Annotated in this window: 22 protein-coding genes and 1 riboswitch; of the genes, 5 read left to right on the top strand and 17 right to left on the bottom strand. The window is 73.9% G+C overall.

The window, feature by feature from the left end; genetic code table 11:
* Positions 1-52 precede the first annotated feature (52 nt).
* Both IH44_RS0110415 and pyrR read right to left on the bottom strand, forming a co-directional pair.
* Positions 53-1,033: an aspartate carbamoyltransferase catalytic subunit gene (locus IH44_RS0110415; RefSeq protein ID WP_030459173.1), complete on the bottom strand. Its 981-nt coding sequence runs from the start codon at positions 1,031-1,033 to the stop codon at positions 53-55.
* Positions 1,034-1,039: 6 nt separating this feature from the next.
* Positions 1,040-1,651, bottom strand: coding sequence for a bifunctional pyr operon transcriptional regulator/uracil phosphoribosyltransferase PyrR (pyrR, locus tag IH44_RS0110410; protein ID WP_030459172.1), 612 nt, complete (start codon positions 1,649-1,651; stop codon positions 1,040-1,042).
* Positions 1,652-1,914: 263 nt separating this feature from the next.
* Between pyrR and IH44_RS0110405 the strand changes: the two genes are divergently transcribed.
* Positions 1,915-2,418 carry a transcriptional regulator gene (locus IH44_RS0110405; RefSeq protein WP_030459171.1) on the top strand — a complete coding sequence of 168 codons (504 nt, stop codon included), beginning with the start codon at positions 1,915-1,917 and terminating at the stop codon, positions 2,416-2,418.
* 89 nt (positions 2,419-2,507) lie between these two features.
* Here the strand turns inward: IH44_RS0110405 and IH44_RS0110400 are convergent, their stop codons facing one another.
* The 5 genes from IH44_RS0110400 to IH44_RS0110380 form a co-directional block, all read right to left on the bottom strand.
* Positions 2,508-3,362 (bottom strand): hypothetical protein, encoded by an 855-nt coding sequence (locus tag IH44_RS0110400; protein ID WP_030459170.1) that lies wholly within the window; start codon positions 3,360-3,362, stop codon positions 2,508-2,510.
* 115 nt (positions 3,363-3,477) lie between these two features.
* Positions 3,478-4,305 carry a thioesterase family protein gene (locus IH44_RS0110395; RefSeq protein ID WP_030459169.1) on the bottom strand — a complete coding sequence of 276 codons (828 nt, stop codon included), beginning with the start codon at positions 4,303-4,305 and terminating at the stop codon, positions 3,478-3,480.
* A 110-nt stretch (positions 4,306-4,415) separates the two neighbouring features.
* Entirely contained in the window at positions 4,416-4,853 is a 438-nt protein-coding gene (gene nusB / locus IH44_RS0110390; RefSeq protein WP_030459168.1) for a transcription antitermination factor NusB, read from the bottom strand.
* A gap of 2 nt (positions 4,854-4,855) precedes the next feature.
* Positions 4,856-5,419, bottom strand: a complete 564-nt coding sequence (gene efp, locus IH44_RS0110385) for an elongation factor P (RefSeq protein ID WP_030459167.1) — start codon at positions 5,417-5,419, stop codon at positions 4,856-4,858.
* Between the two features lie 70 nt (positions 5,420-5,489).
* Positions 5,490-6,605: an aminopeptidase P family protein gene (locus tag IH44_RS0110380; protein ID WP_030459166.1), complete on the bottom strand. Its 1,116-nt coding sequence runs from the start codon at positions 6,603-6,605 to the stop codon at positions 5,490-5,492.
* A gap of 133 nt (positions 6,606-6,738) precedes the next feature.
* Here IH44_RS0110380 and rpmG point away from each other — a divergent pair, with 133 nt between their 5' ends.
* Positions 6,739-6,903 (top strand): 50S ribosomal protein L33, encoded by a 165-nt coding sequence (gene rpmG, locus IH44_RS0110375; RefSeq protein ID WP_030459165.1) that lies wholly within the window; start codon positions 6,739-6,741, stop codon positions 6,901-6,903.
* A 47-nt stretch (positions 6,904-6,950) separates the two neighbouring features.
* Positions 6,951-7,193, top strand: coding sequence for a type B 50S ribosomal protein L31 (locus tag IH44_RS0110370; protein ID WP_030459164.1), 243 nt, complete (start codon positions 6,951-6,953; stop codon positions 7,191-7,193).
* 52 nt (positions 7,194-7,245) lie between these two features.
* On the opposite strand, the gene IH44_RS0110365 is transcribed toward IH44_RS0110370, so the two are convergent.
* On the bottom strand, positions 7,246-7,821 hold the full coding sequence (locus IH44_RS0110365; RefSeq protein WP_030459163.1) for a helix-turn-helix domain-containing protein: 576 nt from the start codon (positions 7,819-7,821) through the stop codon (positions 7,246-7,248).
* 122 nt (positions 7,822-7,943) lie between these two features.
* On the opposite strand from IH44_RS0110365, the gene IH44_RS0110360 reads away from it, so the two are divergent.
* Positions 7,944-8,789 (top strand): DMT family transporter, encoded by an 846-nt coding sequence (locus tag IH44_RS0110360; protein ID WP_030459162.1) that lies wholly within the window; start codon positions 7,944-7,946, stop codon positions 8,787-8,789.
* Positions 8,790-8,796: 7 nt separating this feature from the next.
* Here IH44_RS0110360 and IH44_RS0110355 read toward each other — a convergent pair whose 3' ends face one another.
* The 4 genes from IH44_RS0110355 to IH44_RS0110340 all read right to left on the bottom strand — a co-directional run bounded on the left by IH44_RS0110355 (position 8,797) and on the right by IH44_RS0110340 (position 12,511).
* Positions 8,797-9,906 (bottom strand): HoxN/HupN/NixA family nickel/cobalt transporter, encoded by a 1,110-nt coding sequence (locus IH44_RS0110355; RefSeq protein ID WP_030459161.1) that lies wholly within the window; start codon positions 9,904-9,906, stop codon positions 8,797-8,799.
* Between the two features lie 29 nt (positions 9,907-9,935).
* Positions 9,936-10,148, bottom strand: a riboswitch (cobalamin riboswitch).
* 81 nt (positions 10,149-10,229) lie between these two features.
* Positions 10,230-10,922 carry a DUF6445 family protein gene (locus IH44_RS0110350; RefSeq protein WP_030459160.1) on the bottom strand — a complete coding sequence of 231 codons (693 nt, stop codon included), beginning with the start codon at positions 10,920-10,922 and terminating at the stop codon, positions 10,230-10,232.
* Positions 10,923-11,006: 84 nt separating this feature from the next.
* Entirely contained in the window at positions 11,007-11,813 is an 807-nt protein-coding gene (locus IH44_RS0110345) for an Fpg/Nei family DNA glycosylase (protein ID WP_030459159.1), read from the bottom strand.
* Positions 11,814-11,944: 131 nt separating this feature from the next.
* Positions 11,945-12,511, bottom strand: a complete 567-nt coding sequence (locus IH44_RS0110340) for a helix-turn-helix domain-containing protein (protein WP_030459158.1) — start codon at positions 12,509-12,511, stop codon at positions 11,945-11,947.
* Between the two features lie 100 nt (positions 12,512-12,611).
* Here IH44_RS0110340 and IH44_RS0110335 point away from each other — a divergent pair, with 100 nt between their 5' ends.
* Positions 12,612-13,514 carry an SDR family oxidoreductase gene (locus IH44_RS0110335; protein WP_030459157.1) on the top strand — a complete coding sequence of 301 codons (903 nt, stop codon included), beginning with the start codon at positions 12,612-12,614 and terminating at the stop codon, positions 13,512-13,514.
* Between the two features lie 117 nt (positions 13,515-13,631).
* On the opposite strand, the gene IH44_RS0110330 is transcribed toward IH44_RS0110335, so the two are convergent.
* The 5 genes from IH44_RS0110330 to aroC all read right to left on the bottom strand — a co-directional run bounded on the left by IH44_RS0110330 (position 13,632) and on the right by aroC (position 17,787).
* Positions 13,632-14,471 (bottom strand): AAA family ATPase, encoded by an 840-nt coding sequence (locus IH44_RS0110330; protein ID WP_369794927.1) that lies wholly within the window; start codon positions 14,469-14,471, stop codon positions 13,632-13,634.
* A 74-nt stretch (positions 14,472-14,545) separates the two neighbouring features.
* Positions 14,546-14,992 carry a type II 3-dehydroquinate dehydratase gene (gene aroQ, locus IH44_RS0110325; RefSeq protein WP_030459155.1) on the bottom strand — a complete coding sequence of 149 codons (447 nt, stop codon included), beginning with the start codon at positions 14,990-14,992 and terminating at the stop codon, positions 14,546-14,548.
* Entirely contained in the window at positions 14,989-16,083 is a 1,095-nt protein-coding gene (gene aroB / locus IH44_RS0110320) for a 3-dehydroquinate synthase (protein ID WP_030459154.1), read from the bottom strand. Before aroB ends, aroQ begins: the two co-directional genes overlap by 4 nt.
* Positions 16,076-16,606: a shikimate kinase gene (locus IH44_RS0110315; RefSeq protein WP_030459153.1), complete on the bottom strand. Its 531-nt coding sequence runs from the start codon at positions 16,604-16,606 to the stop codon at positions 16,076-16,078. The genes aroB and IH44_RS0110315 overlap by 8 nt, the downstream gene beginning before the upstream one ends.
* Positions 16,603-17,787: a chorismate synthase gene (gene aroC, locus IH44_RS0110310; protein ID WP_107066506.1), complete on the bottom strand. Its 1,185-nt coding sequence runs from the start codon at positions 17,785-17,787 to the stop codon at positions 16,603-16,605. Before aroC ends, IH44_RS0110315 begins: the two co-directional genes overlap by 4 nt.
* Positions 17,788-17,822 lie beyond the last annotated feature (35 nt).

The raw sequence follows: 17,822 nt of genomic DNA, 5'->3' as shown, positions 1-17,822 counted from the left end.
ATGTCCTGGGGGGCGCCGCCGAGGATCTGGGCGTTGCGGATCAGGTAGGTGGTCACTGGGCGGCCTCCGGGAGTTCGGTGGTGCGGGGGGCGTCGGCGAGGGTGGCGCCGCCGACCAGCAGGTAGAGCACGGCCATCCGGACCGAGACGCCGTTGGCGACCTGCTCGACCACGGTGCAGCGCGGCGAGTCGGCGACCTCGGCGGTGATCTCCATGCCGCGGACCATCGGGCCGGGGTGCATCACGATGGCGTGCTCGGGCAGCTTGGCCAGCCGGGCGCCGTCCAGCCCGTAGCGGCGGGAGTACTCGCGCTCGGTGGGGAAGAACGCGGCGTTCATCCGCTCGCGCTGGACCCGCAGCATCATCACCGCGTCGGCCTTGGGCAGCACGCTGTCGAGGTCGTAGGAGACCTCGCACGGCCAGGTCTCGATGCCGATCGGCAGCAGGGTCGGCGGGGCGACGAAGGTGACCTCGGCGCCGAGCGTGGTCAGCAGGTGCACGTTGGAGCGGGCGACCCGGCTGTGCAGGATGTCGCCGACGATGGCGACCTTGCGGCCGGCCAGGTCCCGCCCGGCGCCCGGGTTGAGGTGGCGGCGCAGGGTGAAGGCGTCCAGCAGGGCCTGGGTGGGGTGCTCGTGGGTGCCGTCGCCGGCGTTGATCACCGAGCCGTGCAGCCAGTCCGAGCCGGCCAGCCGGGCGGGCGCGCCGGAGGCGTGGTGCCGGATGACCACCGCGTCGGCGCCCATCGCCTGCAGGGTCAGCGCGGTGTCCTTGAGGCTCTCGCCCTTGGAGACCGAGGAGCCCTTGGCGGAGAAGTTGATGACGTCCGCGGACAGCCGCTTCTCGGCGACCTCGAAGGAGGTCTTGGTGCGGGTGGAGTCCTCGAAGAACAGGTTGACGACGGTGCGCCCGCGCAGCGTGGGCAGCTTCTTGACGGCCCGTCCGGAGAACTGGGAGAGCTCCTCGGCGGTGTCCAGGATCAGCAGGGCGTCGTCGCGGCCGAGGTCGGCGGTGGAGACGAGGTGGCGCTTCACGCGGTTCTACTCCGGGAGTTCGGTGTCGGCCGCAAGGGCCTGGGAGGAGCGGGCGGCGTAGTCGCGGTCGCCCAGCAGGACGGTGTCCAGCCCGTCGGACTCGGCCAGCCGGACCTGCACGGCCTCGCGCAGCGAGGTGGGCAGGTTCTTGCCCACGTAGTCGGCGCGGATGGGGAGTTCGCGGTGTCCGCGGTCGACCAGGACGGCGAGGCGGACGGCGCGCGGGCGGCCGATGTCGCTGAGCGCGTCGAGCGCGGCCCGGATGGTCCGGCCGGAGAACAGCACGTCGTCGACCAGGATCACCAGCTTGCCGTCGATGCCCTCGGCCGGGATCTCGGTGTGCTCCAGGGCCCGGGCGGGCTTCAGCCGCAGGTCGTCCCGGTACATGGTGATGTCCAGCGTCCCGAACGGGATGTCCCGGCCGGTGATCTGGGTCAGCTTGCCCTGCAGTCGGCGGGCGAGGTGGACACCGCGGGTGTGGATGCCGAGCAGCACCACGTCCTCCGCGCCCTTGGCGCGTTCCACGATCTCGTGGGCGATCCGGGTGATGACCCGGGCGATGTCGGTGGCGTCCAGCACCTGGTGCGGGGCGCGGGGGGGTGAACTGGGTGTGGTCATGCCGAAGCGGACCTCCTTCTCCGCCTCACGGGACGGTCTTAAAGGATGTCTGGAATGGTTTCCGGCCGCAGCCGGAGCCTCGCCCATGGTAGCAGCGTGCTGATCGAAGGCCGTTCGCCGCCCGTTCGCACGAGTGCCCCATTCGGCTTGACGCGCAACCCTCACTCTACGTAACCTCACAGTGAGTTACGAAGGTGCTCTGCAGGGACCTGTCGTCGCTCACTTTTCAGCGCACGCGAAGCAATCTCGTCCGGGGAGATCCATTGTCCAGCGACTACGCGAAGCAGCTCGGAGCCAAGCTCCGGGCGATCCGCACTCAGCAGGGGCTCTCCCTGCACGGCGTCGAGGAGAAGTCCCAGGGTCGCTGGAAGGCTGTGGTCGTCGGCTCCTACGAGCGCGGCGACCGCGCGGTCACCGTGCAGCGCCTCGCCGAGCTGGCCGAGTTCTACGGCGTGCCGGTCCAGGAGCTGCTGCCCGGCGGCACCCCGGGCGGCGCCGCCGAGCCGCCGCCGCGCCTGGTGCTCGACCTGGAGCGCCTCACCCAGGTCCCGTCCGAGAAGGCCGGCCCGCTGCAGCGCTACGCCGCGACCATCCAGTCGCAGCGCGGCGACTACAACGGCAAGGTGCTCTCGATCCGCCAGGACGACCTGCGCACGCTGGCCGTCATCTACGACCAGTCCCCCTCGATCCTCACCGAGCAGCTGATCAGCTGGGGCGTGCTGAACCCGGACGCGCGCCGCGCCGTCCGCGAGGAAGACGCGAGCTGACCTCGGTCGGCCAGTCGCCCGTTTGAAGAAACGTCACAGCGGGGCGGGAGACCGAAATTCCCGGTCTCCCGCCCCGCTGCTGCGCGTCCTCAGACCACCGTGCCCAGGCTGAACCCGGGGCCCGCCGCGACCCCGGCCACCGCCAGCTCGGCCGGCGACCACTCGTACCCGGTGCTCCGCCAGGCCCAGGCCACCTGCCGGTACTCGCCGCACAGCGCGCCCGAGCCCTGCGTCCCGTGCAGCACCGCGGCGCCCGGCAGTTCGCAGTACAGCCCGGCGCACAGCACCGCGGTGACCAGGTCCAGGTCCTCGTCGTTGATCCGGACCGCACCGTCCTCCCAGTGCAGCACCCGCGCCCGGGCCTCCAGCGGCCCGCCCGGCGCGTCCACCACCACCCGGAACTCGTACGCCCCGCAGCCCGCGCCGACCAGCACCCGGCGGAACACCTCGGACGCCTGCTGGTACGTCCACCGCGCCCGCGGGTCGGCCGCCGCGTGCTCCGGGCCGCACAGCGCCCCGTCCATCAGCAGGTCCGCGTACCGCAGCGCCAGCCCGCCCTCGCGGGCCCGGACCAGCCGCGGCAGGAAGTCCGCCAGGTCCTCCCCGCGGTACGTCACCAGCTGGGTCTGCAGCGGCGGGTTGACCAGGTAGCCGTCCCGCGCGGCCTGCTCCCGCACGTCCAGCCCGTGCAGCAGGCAGTAGTCGGCGAAGTCCTCCGGGTGGAACATCCGGGCCCGGACCGTCCCGTACTCCTCCACCGCCCCGGCCAGCAGCTCCCCGGCCTCCCGCAGGTACGTCGGGTAGTCCGCCGCGTCCGTCACCCGCCAGGCCCGCACCCGCCGGAAGTCCGCCTCGCTGGTCAGGATCCCCGTCACGAAGACCTCTTCGCCCCGGCACGAGGGCTCCCCGCTGAGCCGGCGCGGCCGGCGGCTGTTCCTGGACATGGGTGGCTCCCGGGTCTCTCGGTCGAGCAACTGCTGCCCCAGTCCTCCCCGCCCACACCCGCCCCACACACACGGCCTGTCACAACTCTGCAACTGACCGTGCACCGCCCGCGGGTCAGCGCGGGGTCTTGGCCAACTGGCGGGACTGGGCGACCAGTCGGCCGTTCTCGTCCCAGATCTCGCAGTCCTCCTCGAAGTAGCCGCCGGCCACGTTGCGGGTGGCGTGCGAGACCCGGAGCCAGCCGTCGGCGGGGAGGGCGCGGAGGTGGACGGTGAGTTCGATGGTGGGGGCCCAGCCGGGGCGGCCGAGGTCGAAGGTGACCGGGGGGAGGGCGTCGGCGGTGAGCAGCAGGGAGAGCGGGTCGGCGGGGCGCCGGTCGGCGAGCCGGAACCAGCCCTGGATGCGGCCCTCCTTGGAGGGCTGGCCGAGCGCCCAGCCGACGGTGGCGGGGTCGAGGCGCAGGTCGAGGCGCTCCAACAGGGCGGCCTGGGCGATGAGTTCGCGCGGGGCGTGCTCGATGCCGATGCACTGCTCGGGCGCGGGCAGGGTCGGCGGCAGCGCGGTGGTGGCGACCTCGTCGTCGAGCGCGGCGAGGTCGGTGAACGAGGCGGTGACCCGCAGCCGCTCCTCGCCGCCCTGGGAGAGGATCGCGCTGCCGGTGGCGAGGCTGCGGCCGCGCCGGACGATCTCGGTGCGGACGGTCGCCGGCCCGGGCCGGGAGGCGGAGACGTAGGTGCCGCTGACGGTGAGCGGGTGCGGGTGCGCCGGTCCGGCTTCGAGGGCGAGCGCGTGCGCGGCGAAGGCGAGCAGCAGGCCGCCGTTGACGCCGCCGCCGATCTGCCAGCCCCCGCCGAGCTCGCCGTCGTAGCGGCCGGGCTCGTCGGGGTGCGGGGCGAGGGCGATGCCCCGGTCGAACTCGGACGCGGTGGTGGTTTCCGGCATGGCTTCGCGGCCCTTCTGCGCAGCGGGCAAAAACATTACTTGCCGGTAGCTTACGCGCGGAGGCCGCCGGACCGACAGGTCCGGCGGCCTCCGAAGGGGCGTGCGGGTGCTCAGCGCCGAATGCTCGGCTTGAGCTCCATGAAGCGGGCGAGCAGGCCGTTCACGAAGGCCGGCGACTCGTCCGTGGAGTACTCCTTGGCGATCTCCACCGACTCGTCCAGGACCACCGCGTCGGGCGTGCCGTCCTCCCAGATCAGCTCGTACGCGCCGAGCCGGAGCACGTTCCGGTCGGCGACCGGCATCCGGTCGAGCGTCCAGCCCACCGCGTAGGTGGAGATCAGGTCGTCGATGGTGCGCGCGTGCTGCGCGTAGCCCTCGACCAGCTGCATGGTGTACTCCGCGACCTGCGGGATGCCCTCGTCGGGGCGGGGGTCACGGGCCCGCGCGATCCAGTCGGCGAGCACCCGCTCGGGGGACACGCCGCGGTGGTCCGCCTCGAACAGGATCTGGAAGGCCCGGGTGCGGGCCTTGCTACGAGCAGAGGCCACGGTTACTTGACCCGGCCGAGGTAGCTGCCGTCGCGGGTGTCGACCTTGACCTTCTCGCCGGTGGTGACGAACAGCGGCACCTGGATCTCGGCGCCGGTCTCCAGGGTGGCGGGCTTGGTGCCGCCGGTGGAGCGGTCGCCCTGCAGGCCCGGCTCGGTCTCGGCGATGACCAGCTCGACCGCGGCGGGGAGCTCGACGTACAGCGGGACGCCCTCGTTCTGCGCGACCAGGGCCTCGAAGCCCTCGAGCAGGTAGTTGGCGGCGTCGCCGACGGTGGCGGCGTCGACCGGGACCTGGTCGTAGGTGTCCATGTCCATGAAGATGAACGCCTCGCCGTCGCGGTAGGAGTACTGCATGGTCCGCTTGTCGACGTTGGCGGTCTCGACCTTGATGCCCGCGTTGAAGGTCTTCTCGACGACCTTGCCGGACAGGACCTCCTTCAGCTTGGTGCGCACGAAGGCCGGGCCCTTGCCGGGCTTGACGTGCTGGAACTCGACGACGGTCCAGAGCTTGCCGCCGTCCAGCTTGAGGACCATGCCGTTCTTGAGATCGTTCGTGGTAGCCACGGGCGCACTTACTCCTGATATGTCCGCTGTCAAGGAACACCAAGCCGCGCGCCGCCGGGACCGCTTCCGGTCACAGCGCGAGGAGCTCCTTGGTGGTGATGGTGAGCAGCTCGGGCCCGCCCTCCTCGGGAGGCCGCACCACGAGCGTGTCCTCGATCCGGACCCCGCCACGACCCGGGAGATGCACCCCGGGGCCGACGGTGACCGGCACGCGGTTGTCCAGTTTACCCATGTCGGCGGGCCCCAGGCGCGGAGCCTCCCGGATCTCCAGGCCGATGCCGTGCCCCAGGGCGTGGACGGAGCGTTCGGCGTGGCCCGCGGCCTGGAGGATCGAGCGGGCCGCGTCGTCCGGGACGTGCTGCTCGACGCCGGGACCGAGGGCCTCCCGGCCGGCCCGCTGGGCGCGGAAGACCAGCCGGTGCAGCTCGACCTGCCAGGCGGCGGGGGCCGCGCCGATCACGAAGGTGCGGGCGGTGGAGATGCCGTAGCCGCGGTAGCGGGCGCCGAGCGCGACGGTGAGGAAGTCGCCCTCCTCGACCCGGCGGTCGGTGGGCCGGTGGTGTTCGAGGCCGGAGTGGCTGCCGGTGCCGACGGAGACCGGGAAGGCGGCCCGGTCGGCGCCGTGGTCGATCATCCGGCGCTCCAGCTCCATCGCCAGGTGCCGCTCGGTGCGGCCGACCAGGATCGACTCGAGCAGCTCGCCGAGGGCCTGGTCGGCGATCTCGGCGGCGATCCGCAGGTCGGCGATCTCGTACTCGTCCTTGACCACCCGCAGCCGCTCCACGGCCCGGTCCAGGTCCAGCAGCCGGGCCGGGCCGACGGCCCGGGCGACGGTGCGGTGCCGGGCCACCGTGAGGTCGTGCTCCTCGACCGCGAGGTCGCGCACCCCGAGCCGGGCGGCGGCCTCGGCGGCGGCGGACGCGGCGTCGGCCTCGGCGGGCACCGGCAGCCGGGTGACCTCCGCGTCGAGCCTGCGCTCGCCGTCCTCGCCGCCCTCGGCGGGCTCCGCGTCCTCGGGCACCGCGAGCACCGCGCGCTCTCGGGTGAGCAGCAGCGCGGCGCCCAGCGGCGGGCAGCCGGTCAGGTAGCGGACGTTGGCGGCGCGCGTGATGAGCGCGGCATCGGCCCCGGAGGCGCTGCAGTACTCGCGGAGGCGTTCGCGTCGGGCGGCGTGCGCGTCGGACATGGTCCGAGCCTACGAACGGGGGCCCCGGGGCGCCTGTCGGGACCGGCGGACGGGGGCGGGAATGCGGGCGGGGGGCCTCGCGTTGTGGCGTAGTGAAAACGGCAATCGTTGCCGGGAGAGGGAGGCAGAGGCGATGGCACGCAGCGAGCTGCGACCGGTGGTCACGCTCCGGTCCACGGCGGGCACCGGGTTCACGTACGTGACGCGGAAGAACCGCCGCAACGACCCGGACCGGATGGTCCTGAAGAAGTTCGACCCGGTGGCGGGGCGCCACGTGGAGTTCCGCGAGGCCCGCTGACCGCGGGGCCCGTCCGACCGGCACACGCACGACGAGGAGGAGCAGCCATGCAGCAGGGAATTCACCCCGAGTACCGTCCGGTGGTGTTCCGCGACAAGACCGGGGGCCTGTCGTTCCTGACCCGATCCACCGCCTCGAGCGACCGGACGGTCGCGTGGGCGGACGGGCGGACGTACCCGGTGGTGGACGTGGAGACGTCCTCGGCGAGCCACCCGTTCTACACCGGCAGGGCCCGCCTGATGGACACCGAGGGCCGGGTCGAGCTGTACCGGCGCCGGTACGGCGGCTGAACGGCCACTGAACGACCGTTGGAGGGCCCCGGGTTCGCCCGGGGCCCTTTCGCTACGCGCCGGGCGGGGGGACCGAGACCACCATGGTGACCAGGCACGGCGCGTCGCCGTCGTTGCGGTAGCCGTGGGCGGTGCCGGCCCCGTAGGAGGCGGTGGAGCCGGCCGGGACGAGGTGGTCGCGGCCGTCCAGGGTGAGGGTGAGGACGCCCTCGTCGACCCGGGCGATCTCGACGGTGCCGGGCGGGTGCGGGTCGGAGTCGTGCCGCTCGCCGGGCTGCAGGTGCCAGGACCACAGCTCCAGCGGGCCGGGGGCCTCGGTGCCGCCGAGCAGGGTGCCGCTGCCGCCGCCGGGGCCGGTCCACAGCCGGACGGCGTCCTCGACGGGGACGATCCGGACGGTGGCGGAGGCGTCGTAGTCGAGCAGCCGGGCGATCGAGACGCCCAGCGCGTCGGCGAGCCGGACCACGGTGCCGATGCTGGGGTTGGTGCGGGCCTGTTCGATCTGGACGACCATGCCGCGGCTGACCCCGGAGCGGGCGGCCAGGGCGTCCAGGGTGTGGCCGCGTTCGAGGCGCAGCCGTTTGAGGTTGCGGGCGAGGGCCTGGGTGACGAGATCGGCGTCCGGCACGGGCAGTCCAATATTCTGGTTGGGTCAGTGCAGTGGGTTGAACTATGCTGCGGCGGCATCGACAGATCCACCGACTGTACTGCGAGGTCCACCATGCTGTCCGCCTCCTGCTCCGCCGCCCCGTGAGCGTCGCCTTCGCACTGCTCGCCAGCCTGCTGTGGGGCGTCGCCGACTACGGGGGCGGGGCGATCACCCGGCGGCTGCCCGCGCTGACGGTGGTCGTGCTCTCGCAGACGGCCGCCGCCGCGGTGCTCGCGGTGGCGGTGACCGCCACCGGCGGGTGGGGCGGGGCCGGACCGGGCCTCTGGTACGCGGTGCTGGCGGGCGTGATCGGGCCGTTCGCGCTGCTGGCGTTCTACCGGGCGCTGGCGCTCGGGCCGATGGGCGTGGTGTCGCCGCTGGCCACCGTCGGCGTGCTGGTGCCGATCGGGGTGGGCCTGTTCCTCGGCGAACGGCCGGGCGCCGTCCAGGGGTCGGGGATCGCGGTGGCGGTCGCCGGGGTCGCGCTGGCGGGCGGTCCGCAGCGCGGCGGGCCCGCGGTGGGGCGGCGGGTGCTGGTGCTGACGCTGGGCGCCGCGTTCGCCTTCGGCGCGGTGCTGGCGCTGGTCGCGCACGCGGGGGCGGGCGGCGCGCTGCTGCTGACGCTGTGCGTGCAGCGGCTGACCAACGCGGTGGTCGGCGCCGGGATGCTGGCCGCACAGGCCCGCCGGCAGTCGCTCGAACTGCGGGCGGGCCTGCGCGAGTTGCCCGCGCTGACCGCCGTCGGGGTCGCCGACGTGGCCGCGAACGGCCTGTACGCGGCCGCCTCCCACCTGGGATCGGTGGCGGTGGCGGCCGTACTGGCCTCGCTCTACCCGGTGGTCACCGCGCTGATGGCGCGCGGCCTGCTGAAGGAGCGGCTGCTGCGGGTGCAGGTGCTCGGCGCGGGCCTCGCGGTGGCCGGGACGCTGATCCTGGCCACCGGTTGACGCACCGTCAGGACGCCCGCGCGAACGTCCGGGAGCGCTTGGCGATCCGCCAGTAGCCGATCGCGGCGGCCCAGACCACCACGAACAGGCCGACGATCACGAAGCCGACGTTGTCCAGGCTGAGGCCGGCGATCCAGCCGGTGACCGGGTCGGCCAGGTCGAACTTGTCGTGCAGCACGGCGACCAGTTCGATGGTGCCGATCACGAAGGCCACCGCGATCGACAGCCCCGTGATGGTCAGGTTGTAGTACACCTTGCGGACCGGGTTGGAGAACGCCCACTGGTAGGCGAAGTTCATGAACGTGCCGTCCAGCGTGTCGAACAGGCTCATCCCGGCGGCGAACAGCAGCGGCAGGCAGACCACCGCGTACCAGGGCAGCCCGGAGGCCGCGCCGGAGCCCGCCATCACCATCAGGGTGACCTCGGTGGCGGTGTCGAAGCCCAGGCCGAGCACCATGCCGACCGGGAACATCTGGCCGGGGCGGCTGATCGAGCGGGTGGCCCGGTTCAGCAGCCGGGCCAGGAAGCCCCGGGCCGCCAGGTGCTTCTCCAGCTCGGCCTCGTCGTACTGGCCCTCCCGCATCGCCCGGAACACCCGCCAGATGCCCAGCAGGGCGACCAGGTTGAGCGCCGCGATCAGGTAGAGGAAGGCGCCGGACGCGGTGGTGCCGACGGTGCCCAGCACCCGGTGGGTGGTGGAGTCCTCGTCCATCAGGGTGCCCGCCAGCGCCGCGCCGCCGGCCACCAGGGCGGCCATCAGCACCACCATCGAGGAGTGGCCGAGGGCGAACCAGAACCCCACCGAGACCGGGCGGCGGCCGTCCGCCATCAGCTTGCGGGTGGTGTTGTCGATCACCGCGATGTGGTCGGCGTCGAAGGCGTGCCGCATGCCCAGGGTGTACGCGGTGAGGCCCAGGCCGACGCCGAACACCTGGGTGCCGACGGCGTAGTGGTGCGGCGCGACCAGGAACAGCAGCGTCCCGAACGCCACCGCGTGCATGGCCAGGATCACCGCCATCAACCCGGCCGTGCGCAGGGTGTCCTCGCGCCGCCAGCGGAAGGAGGGAAGGGGGGAGCCGGGACTGTTCCCGGGCAGGGTCGATTCGGGCGCGGTCATCCGCGTTCACGCTCCAGCACCTCGTGGATCACTTCGTGAGATGCCGTGGCCGGTCTCCTGGCTGACGGGGTGTTGCGCGCCGGCTCCCGGCCTTCCCGGCCGCGAGCGGCCAGTGGCACGGGGTGGGAGCCGACGACTCCCCGATCACAGTGGCGAGGGCCGCTCCGGACTCCTGCGACCGAACACTCTCGTGACGGTCGCAGTGCACCGGCTTCCCGAACACCACGGCCCGCCCACCGTAGGCCCGGAGCGGGTGCGGCGGCAAGGGCGCGTCCGGTCCGGTGGCGCAGATCACGCCTGGCCAGGGCCGCGCTGACGGGAGGTCAGGCCATCCAGAAGAAGACGCAGGTCATCCGCTTCTCCGCCAGCGTCGCCCCGTGGTACTCGGTCGCGGTGTGGATCAGGTTGGCGGTGTAGAGCAGCAGCCGGTTGTAGCGGTGCGGGACGGCCAGGTCCTCGGTGAAGGAGTCCGGCGGGACGAAGCGGGTGCCGAGGGCGTCCACCAGGTTGTTGTGCGGGGCGACCACGCTGTTGCCGCCGAGCCGGCCGCCGGGCAGGCTCTGCCGGTAGAAGCTGGTGCCGCAGCGCTTGGGGACGGCCGGGTTGAGGTAGAGCACGGCGGCGTAGCGGCACAGCGAGCGCGAGTCGGTGTGCGGGCGCGGCTCGCACTCCCCCGCGCCCACCACCTGCACGCAGTTGTGGTTGAAGGTGCCGCCCTCGGCCTCGCCCAGCGCCCAGATCCGCTCCGCGCCGGTGGCCTCCCGGACCAGCTTCTCGACCTGCGCCAGCTCCTCCGGCTCCAGCCCGGGCATCGCCCGCAGGCCCGGCCAGGACTCCGGCCGGTGCGGGTAGCCCTCGTCCCAGTCGGTGCGCGCCAGGTGCCGGGCGCGCACCGCGTCCGGGTCCGGGAGGACGTCGTCCAGCACCCAGTAGTCACGGCCCCGGGTGGGCTTGCGGTACGGCAGGACCGGGAGCGCCGGGGTGGGGCGCGGCCCCTGGAACGGGAGAGCGGGCATGGCCCCGACAATAGGAGCGCCGTTCCGGGGCCTCGCCCAAGACCAGGTCAACCTTGCGTCAAGGCTTGCCGTGGTGACGGGGCGTCAGGACTGCTGGCAGCGCGGGCACCAGAACAGGTTCCGGGCCGCCAACTCCTCGGTGCGGACCGGGGTTTCGCAGACCAGGCAGGGCTGGTCGTGCCGCCGGTAGACGTACACCTCGCCGCCGTGGTCGTCCACCCGCGGCGGGCGGCCCATCGCCTCCGGGGTGTGCTCGGGGCGGACGGTGTCGATCCGGCCGGCGGCCACGCCGTCGTGCATCAGGGCCACCAGGTCCGTCCAGATCGCGTCCCACTCGGCGCGGGACAGCTCGCGGCCGGGGCGGTGCGGGCTGATGCCGAGCCGGAACAGCACCTCGGCGCGGTACACGTTGCCGACGCCGGCCAGCACCTTCTGGTCCATCAGCAGCGCGGCGACCGTGCTGCCGCTGCGGGAGATCCGCTGCCAGGCCGCGTCGCCCGCCTCGCCGGGGCGCAGCGGGTCGGGGCCCAGCCGGCGGTGGACGGCCGCCTTCTCGGCGGGGGTGAGCAGCTCGCAGGCGGTCGGGCCGCGCAGGTCGGCGTAGCCGCTGTCGTTCACCATCCGCAGCCGGACCTGGCCGACCGGCGCCGGGGCCTCGCCCGCACCGAAGTCGTACTTCCCGTACAGCCCCAGGTGCACGTGCAGCCAGTGCTCGCCGAAGCCCAGGAACAGGTGCTTGCCGTGCGCCTCCGCCTCGTCCAGCACCCGCCCGTCGATCAGCGCGGCCCCCTCCACGAAGCGCCCCTGCGGGCTGGACACCCGCACCGGGCGCCCTCCGAACAGCTCGTCGTTCTCCCTGGCCAGGCGGTGGATCACATGCCCCTCGGGCACCGGCGGTCAACTCCTCGGTCGTGGTGGTGGCGAGGAGTCCATTCTCCCAGGCCGCTCGGACAGCCCGGGCCGCTCGGGCGATCCGGGCCGCTCGGACAGCCCGGGCCGCTCGGACGATCCGGGCCGCCGCCTCAGAGGGCGGTGGCGGCTTCGCACAGGGCGGTCAGCTCGGCCAGCGCCAGGGCGGTGAAGTCCTGGCCGGGGCGGGCGGTCCAGGTGGCGAGGGCGGTGCGCAGGGCGAGCAGGGCGAGCTCGGCGGTGAGGCCGGCGGCCGGGTCGGGGGTGCCGCGCTCGCGCAGGGCGGCGGTGAGGGCGGTGGCGAGGGCCTCGCGCTTGAGCAGCTCGCGCTCGGTCAGCTCCGGGTTGGCGGCGACCACCTGCTGGCGCTCGCGGACGGCCCCGTGGCGCTCGGCGGTGAAGGCGCGCTCCCCGGCGGCGGCCAGCGCGGCCTCGACGGCCTGCCGCGGGCCCGCCCCGGGCGGGGTGGCGGCGACCGCGTCGGTGAGCAGGCGGACCAGGGCGTCGCCGCCGGAGAGCACCTCGCGCTTGTCGGCGAAGTGCCGGAAGAAGGTGCTCTTGGCCAGGCCGGCGCGCTCGGCGATCTCGGCGACGGTGGTGCGGTCGTAGCCCTGCTGGACGAAGAGTTCGAGCGCCGCGCGCTCCAGCCGTTCGCGCGCGTTCGGGTCCCATCTGGCCATGCCCGGATTCTACGTGACGGGACTTGGTCGCATCATCGGGCTCTGCGGGCTATGGTGATGGGACAAGGTCTCATCACTTCGGATCTCCGGAGGTCCACCCATGCACGTCTTCGTCACCGGAGCCAGCGGCCACCTCGGCTCCGCCCTCGTCCCCGACCTGCTCGCCGCCGGCCACCGGGTCACCGGCCTGGCCCGCTCCGACGCCTCCGCCGCCGCCCTCACCGCCCTCGGCGCGGACGTCCGGCGCGGCGACCTCGACGACCTCGACGGCCTGCGGGACGCCGCCGCGGCCGCCGACGGCGTGGTGCACCTCGCCTTCAAGCACGAGGCGATGCTCGGCGGCGACTACGCCGGCGCGATGGCCGACGACCTGAAGGCCGTCCGGGCCCTGGTCGAGGCGCTCGCGGGCACCGGGAAGCCGCTGGTCGGCACCGGCGGCACGGGCGCCGGCAACACCCCCGGCCGGCCCTCGCTGGAGAGCGTGGTCGCACCCGGCGCCCCGCGCACCGAGGCCGAACGGGCGATCGTCGACGCCGCCGCGGACGGCGTGCGCTCCTCCGTCGTCCGGCTGCCCCCGGTCGTGCACAGCCCGCTGGACCGGCACGGCTTCGTCCCCGTCCTGATCCGCACCGCCCGCGCCACCGGCGTCTCCGGCTACCTCGGCGAGGGCGCCAACCGCTGGCCCGCCGTCCACACCCTGGACGCCGCCCGCCTCTACCGCCTCGCCCTCGAACACGCCCCCGCCGGCACCCGCCTGCACGGCGTCGGCGACCAGGCCGTCCCCTTCCGCGAGATCGCCGAACGCATCGGCCACCGCCTCGGCCTCCCCACCGCCCCCGTCGAAGAGGCCCGCGCCGCCGAGCACTTCGGCTTCCTCGCCCGCCTCCTCCCCCTCGACCTGCCCGCCTCCGCCGAAGCCACCCGCGCCCTGCTCGACTGGCGGCCCACCCACCCGGGCCTGCTCGACGACCTGGACGAGGACCACTACTTCGCCGAGGACTGACCGCCACCGGCCCCGCGCACAGGAACCCTGACGGGGGCGGGCACGCGGCAGCAGCCCTCCCCGCGTCCCGCGCAGCGGGCAGTCTCCGGCGTGCGCCCCGCCCCGCGCCGCGGGCTCTCAGCGGGTGTGCAGGCGGCTGAGGATGGCGCGGTCGAGGGCGGCGGCGGTCTCCGGGACGCTCAGGTTCGAGTTGTCGATGATCGGGAGGCCGGAGGTGCGCCAGCCGGCCATCCGGCCGTGGATGCGGGCGACTTCGTCGTCCGAGAGGCGGCGGTTGCCGGAGCGCTCCGCGTTGCGGGTGAGGACCCGGTCGAGGCCGGGGAGCAGCACGACGGGGATCATGCCGGGGCCGATGTGGCGCTTCCAGCCGCCGAGGCCGATCGCGGGGCGGTCGGGGAAGACGGCGTCGTCGATGATGCAGGAGATGCCGTTGGCGAGGTAGTTGCGGCAGGCGAAGCCGCAGGTGCGGCGGGCGAGCCGGTACTGGGCTTCGGAGGCGGTGTTCCAGCCGGACTGCGGGTTGGCGAAGCCGGACTGGACCCATTCGCGGACGTCGTCGAGGCTGATGTGCGCGGTGGGGGTGGGCCGGCGTTCGGCCCAGTGGCGGGCCACGGTGGTCTTGCCCGCGCCGGCCGGTCCGATCAGCAGGACGGCGAGCGGGCCGGTGGGCGGCGGGGCCGGGAACGCGGGCTGCTGCGGTGGCGGGGCGGGCAGTTGGACCGTGCCTCCGGTCGGGAGCAGGAAGTGCCCGGTGCCGCCGGGGGCGATCGGCCCGACGGCCTTGAGCGGGACGGTCGGACGGTCGGGGCGGGGCCCCGTCGGTCCCAGCGCCGGGATCGTCGGGATCGCCTGGGTGGCGCCGGGGTACGGCGGCTGAGGGCCCGTCGGCTGCGGGGACGCCGCAGGTCGTGGCGGCACCTGGCCCCCCGCGTGCTGGTTCTGCGCGTACTGGCTCACCGTCACCTCCCTGCGCCGAATGTACACGTCGGCCCGGTGGCGGGCACAAGTCCGCCGCCGGGCCGAAGGGGCGTTCAGCGGGTGGTGAGCTGCTCCGCGAGGGCCCGCAGGGCGAGTTCGTACGAGCCGAGCCCGAAGCCCGCGATGGTGCCGGAGGCGACGGCCGCGATGACCGAGGTGTGGCGGAAGGTCTCGCGGGTGTACGGGTTGGAGATGTGCACCTCGACCAGCGGCGCGGTGCGCTGCGCGGCCGCGTCGCGCATCGCGTACGAGTAGTGCGTGAACGCGCCGGGGTTGATCACCACGGGGGTCTCGGCGTCCGCCGCCTCGTGCAGCCAACCGACCATCTCCGCCTCGGAGTTGGTCTCCCGGACCTCCACCGCCAGGCCCAGTTCGGCGCCGAGCTTCGTGCACCGCTCGACCAGCCCGGCGTACGAGGTGGAGCCGTACACGTCGGGCTCGCGGGAGCCGAGCCGGCCCAGGTTGGGGCCGTTCAGGACCAGGACGCGGGTGGTGCTCATCCGGAGACCTCCCCGTAGGCGGCGACCAGCACGGACGGGTCGGGGCCCTCCAGGATGGAGGTCTTGGCCAGGCCGTCCAGGACGACGAAGCGCAGCAGGTCGCCGCGCGACTTCTTGTCGATCTTCATGGCGTCGAGCAGCTTCGGCCAGGCGTCGGCGCGGTAGGTGAGCGGCAGGCCGACGGAGGCCAGCACGGCCCGGTGCCGGTCGGCCGTGGCGTCGTCCAACCGCCCGGCCAGGCGGCCGAGTTCGGCGGCGAAGACCATGCCGATGGAGATCGCCGCGCCGTGCCGCCACTTGTAGCGCTCGTTGCGCTCGATGGCGTGGCCCAGGGTGTGGCCGTAGTTGAGGATCTCGCGGCGGCCGGACTCCTTGAGGTCGCCGGAGACCACGTCGGCCTTGACCTGGATGGCGCGGCGGATCAGCTCCAGGGTGTGCGGGCCGGCCGGGCTGGTGGCGGCCTCCGGGTCGGCCTCGATCAGGTCGAGGATGACCGGGTCGGCGATGAAGCCGGCCTTGATCACCTCGGCCAGGCCGGAGACGTAGTCGTGCTTGCCGAGGGTCTCCAGGGTGCCGAGGTCGGCCAGCACGCCCGCGGGCGGGTGGAAGGCGCCGACCATGTTCTTGCCCTCGGCGATGTTGATGCCGGTCTTGCCGCCGACGGCCGCGTCGACCATGCCGAGCAGCGTGGTGGGCACCGAGATCCAGCGCACCCCGCGCAGCCAGGTGGCCGCGACGAAGCCCGCCAGGTCGGTGGTGGAGCCGCCGCCGAGGCCGACCACCACGTCGCTGCGGGTGAAGCCGGTCTGGCCGAGCACCGACCAGCAGTACGCGGCGACCTCGGCGCTCTTGGCGTCCTCGGCGTTCGGCACCTGGAGGGCGATCGCCTCGTAGCCCTGCGCGGCGAGGTCCTCGCGGATCGCCTCGCCGGTGGCCTCCAGCGCCTCCGGGTGGATGACCGCGACCCGCTTGGCCTTCGGGCCGATCAGCGGGGCGAGTTCGCCCAGCAGCTGGTGGCCGATCAGCACCTCGTACGGGGCGTGGCCGTCACTGCCGGCCACCTGGATCCTGACAACGTCGGCGTCAGACATGGGGGTTCTTCAACTCCAGTGCTTCGAGTACGGCGTCGGCGACCTGCTCGGGCGTGCGGCCCTCGGTGTCGGCCACGGCGGTGGCGACCTCCAGGTAGAGCGGGCGGCGGGCCTCCATCAGTTCGCGCCAGCGGGCCCGGGGGTTGACCGCGAGCAGCGGGCGGGGGGCGTCCAGGCCGACCCGCTTGACCGCGTCGCCGAGCGCCACCTCCAGGAACACCACCGGCAGCGGGGCGAGCAGCGCCCGGGTCTCCTCCGCCATCACGGCGCCGCCGCCGAGCGCCAGCACGCCCGGGAAGCCGGTGACGGCGGCCCGGACGGCCTCCCGCTCCAGCTGCCGGAAGTGCGGCTCGCCCTCGTCGACGAAGATCTCCGGGATGGGCTTGCCCGCGGTCCGCTCGATGTCGGCGTCGGTGTCGCGGAACGGCAGGCCGAGGCGTTCGGCGAGGACCCGCCCGACGGTGGACTTGCCACTGCCGGGCGGGCCGACCAGCACCACGGCGGGTGTGGCCGACGTGCTCATCGGACGATCAGGTTCTCGAGGTACGACTGCACGTTGCGGCGGGTCTCGGAGACGTTGTCGCCGCCGAACTTCTCCGCCACCGCGTCCGCCAGCACCAGCGCCACCATCGCCTCGGCGACGATGCCGGCCGCCGGGACGGCGCACACGTCGGAGCGCTGGTGGTGCGCCTTGGCGGGCTCGCCGGTGCGCACGTCCACGGTCTGCAGGGCGCGCGGGACGGTGGCGATCGGCTTCATCGCGGCCCGCACCCGCAGCAGCTCGCCGGTGGACAGGCCGCCCTCGGTGCCGCCGGAGCGGCCGGAGGCGCGCTTGATGCCGTCGGCGGTCGGCAGGATCTCGTCGTGCGCCTTGGAGCCGGGGATCCGGGCCAGGTCGAAGCCGTCGCCGACCTCGACGCCCTTGATCGCCTGGATGCCCATCAGCGCGGCCGCGAGCCGGGCGTCCAGCCGGCGGTCCCAGTGCACGTGCGAGCCGAGGCCGACCGGCACGCCGTACGCCAGCACCTCGACCACGCCGCCCAGGGTGTCGCCGTCCTTGTGGGCCTGGTCGATCTCGGCGACCATCGCCTTCGACGCGTCGGCGTCCAGGCAGCGCACCGGGTCCTCGTCCAGCCGGGCCTCGTCGGCGGGCAGCGGCAGCACGCCGGCCGGGGCCTTGGCGGCGGCCAGCTCCACCACGTGGCTGACGATCTCGATGCCGCAGGTCTCCTTGAGGTAGGAGCGGGCGACCGCGCCGAGCGCGACCCGGGCCGCGGTCTCCCGGGCGCTGGCGCGCTCCAGGATCGGCCGGGCCTCGTCGAGCGAGTACTTCTGCATGCCGGCCAGGTCGGCGTGGCCGGGGCGCGGGCGGGTCAGCGCCTCGTTGCGGGCCAGGCCGGCCAGCACCTCGGGGTCGACCGGGTCGGCCGACATGACCTGCTCCCACTTCGGCCACTCGGTGTTGCCGACCATGACCGCCACCGGGGAGCCCATGGTCTCGCCGTGCCGGACGCCGCCGAGGAAGGTCACCTCGTCCTGCTCGAACTTCATCCGCGCACCGCGGCCGTAACCGAGCCGGCGGCGGGCCAGTGCGTCGGCCACCATCGCGGTGGTGACCGGCACCCCGGCCGGCAGGCCCTCCAGCGTCGCGACCAGAGCGGGGCCGTGCGACTCCCCCGCCGTGAGCCAGCGCAAGCTACCCACCGAAAGCTCCTTCGTCAGCGGCCCGCGCCGTGAAC

This window comes from Kitasatospora sp. NRRL B-11411 (assembly GCF_000721345.1).
In the GTDB taxonomy this organism is placed as follows: domain Bacteria; phylum Actinomycetota; class Actinomycetes; order Streptomycetales; family Streptomycetaceae; genus Kitasatospora; species Kitasatospora cineracea.
The sequence above is the reverse complement of the archived record's forward strand: the minus strand, read 5'-3'. Positions and strand labels throughout refer to the sequence as shown.